2 protein-coding genes and 1 pseudogene are annotated in these 2,765 nt (G+C 56.3%); 2 read left to right on the top strand and 1 reads right to left on the bottom strand.

The window, feature by feature from the left end; genetic code table 11:
* A pseudogene (locus tag QT222_RS03150) lies at positions 1-113 on the bottom strand (IS6 family transposase); the annotation flags it as partial.
* A gap of 533 nt (positions 114-646) precedes the next feature.
* On the opposite strand from QT222_RS03150, the gene QT222_RS03155 reads away from it, so the two are divergent.
* Together QT222_RS03155 and QT222_RS03160 are read left to right on the top strand one after the other, a co-directional pair.
* Entirely contained in the window at positions 647-2,065 is a 1,419-nt protein-coding gene (locus QT222_RS03155; RefSeq protein ID WP_004056426.1) for an ABC transporter substrate-binding protein, read from the top strand.
* An 85-nt stretch (positions 2,066-2,150) separates the two neighbouring features.
* Positions 2,151-2,765: carbohydrate ABC transporter permease (locus tag QT222_RS03160; RefSeq protein WP_491476278.1), on the top strand; the 615-nt coding region annotated here is incomplete at its 3' end.

Genomic DNA, 2,765 nt, shown 5'->3' on the forward strand with positions numbered 1-2,765 from the left:
CGATAACCCCACAGAAAACCTGATAGAACCGGGCGTCCTACACCGAGTAACCGAAGAATCGCTTCTGTCTCTCGGAGTGAACGCCCGCCAGCAGGGAGGGGGACGGCGACCCCCCTGGGGGGCGTCCTCGGAACGCTCCGCTTGCTGAGGGGCTGCACGAGAGCTTTGCTCTCGTGCGCGTCGCCGTCCGCTCCCGCCGTCAACATTCAAGCGTAGCTGTGTCCAAACTCTCGCTGGGCAGGTCTTCAAGCAGCATAGGAAACTATAGTAGCGTTTGCAAGTCATTGCACACTCGCTCGACCGTGTCGTGCGATCAGATGTGTCACCAGTTGCAAACGCTACTATAGCTCTTCGACCTGTTTATCCCTTAACTAGACGGTGCCATACCCCCCATGTTATCAAAGAGATTAAATTAGCTAAGAATGATATATTAGTTGCCACTAAAGGCTAGCTATTGGTCGTCCCACGCGCGAACACCCGCAAAGATATATCTGGCGTGTAAAACTCTCAGTCGCCTGAATTCGAGGATTGTTCTGAATTCTAGAATAATATACACCACTATATTGAACTATTGTGGGCACAAGTAAACATATTACTGATATGTTCAAAAGAATTAAATTTAGTGCCAATAACCGCCTGATGTCGAATGAACAAACGAAACACACGCCGCACGTTCATCAAAACCGTCGGTGTCGCAGGCGTTGCGGGACTGGCGGGTTGTTCACAAGGCGGACAGAACCAGACGCAAACCGACGACACTGCCGGTGCCTCGAACGGTGAGGATGGGTCTGCCGGGACGACGACCGGAGCGAGTCGGTCAGAAACGACGACCATCAAGTTCTGGCACGCGATGGGTGGCGACATCGGTAAGTTAATCGACTCGCTCGCGAGCGAGTTCGAACAGCAGGCCGACGGTATCAACGTCGAAGCAACCCAGAAGGGGAGCTATCGGGAAACGCTCAACGCGACGACCTCTGCGGTCCAAGCCGGTAACCCGCCAGCGATTTCGCAAATCTTCGAAATAGGGACGCAACTCGCTATCGACAGCGGCGTCTTCGCACCGGTCGAAGACATCATCCCCGAAGACAAGGTGAACTTCGACAACTATCTCGACTCGGTACTGAACTACTACCGCATCGACGGCAAACTTCACTCGATGCCGTTTAACTCCTCGAACGCCATCTTCTACTACAACAAAAACGCCTTCGAGGAGGCAGGTCTGGACCCCGAAACCCCGCCGACGACCTATCAGGGCGTGATGGACGCGTCGATGGAACTGACCGACGCCGGCGTCGTCGACAAGGGGGCGACGTGGCCCAACCACTCGTGGTTCGTCGAACAGTGGTTCGCCGAGCAGGACCAGCCACTCGTCAATAACAACAACGGCCGTGACGGTCGTGCGACCAAGGCGTACTTCGAAAGCGAGGCCTCGAAGAACATCTTCAACTGGTGGACCGACCTCTACGACAAGGGACAGTATCTCAATCCCGGTATCGAAGCGTGGTCGGAAGCGCAGCAAGCATTTTTGACCAAGAAGACGGGAATGCTCGGCTACTCGACATCGAGTATCGCACCGATGGCAGAAGGCGCGAAAAAGAACGGCTTCGAACTCGGCACGATGCGACTGCCGACGCCGGGCGGAAAACGCCAAGGCGTCGTCATCGGCGGGGCGTCGCTGTGGGCGCCGAAGAGCATCTCAGACGAGAAGAAAGGCGCCGCCGGCGAATTCCTCGCGTGGCTCACCAAGCCGGAACAGCAGAAGCGCTGGCACACGAACACTGGCTACTTCCCCGTCCGGAAAGAGGCGATTTCGCAACTCGAAGACGAGGGCTTCTACGAGGAGAACCCCAACTTCCGAACTGCTATCGACCAACTCCGCGAGACGAAGGACTCGGCGGCAACCCGTGGTGCGCTCATGGGAACGTTCACGAAGGTCCGCACTGCCGTCGAAGAAGGCTACGTGAGCATGATTCAGGACTCGAACAAGAGCGTTGACGACGGCCTCGACAGTATCGACTCGAAGGTCGAAGACGCGCTCGCGGGCTACAATAAGAAGGTGAACTGAGAAACAGAGAAGGTGACTGAGAAGCGGTGTACCGCCACGAAACCACAACGTATCGAATGCAAACCACGCTATCACCACGTTCGTCATGAGCGATTTCACCAAACCATACACCTCAGCGACCCAAGCCGGCCTGCTGTTGATTCCGACGCTGGTCGTCCTCGTCGCCTTTCTGTACTACCCGGCCATCGAAACGTTCCGGCTGAGCTTCTTCCAGACGCTACTTCTAGGAACTAAACAGCAGTTCGTCGGCCTCGACAACTACGTTGCGCTCGCAACGTCCGCAGAGTATCAAAAGAGCATCTTCGTCACCTTCCTCTTTGCGGCGGCCGTCGTCATCGGCACTCTCGCCGTCTCGCTTTTCATTTCGTATCTCCTGTTCGAAGTGAAAGCGGGTGCGTCGGGCTATCTATTGGCGGCCATCTGGCCGTACGCGCTGCCGACCGCGGTTGCGGCGACGATTCTTCTGTTCATGCTGCATCCCACGCTGGGAATCATCACCCACTACCTCGAAGCAGTAACCGGGTTCACGTTTGACTGGTTTACGCGTGGGCCACTGGCGTTCATCGTCCTCGTCATCGTCGCGGTGTGGAAGCAACTCGGCTACAACATCATCTTCCTCGTCGCCGCGCTGAACAACATCCCCGAGACGCTCACCGAGTCGGCACAACTCGATGGCGTTGGGCGACTCACCATGTTGTAT

The sequence above is a fragment of the Haloferax sp. s1 genome (assembly GCF_058382125.1).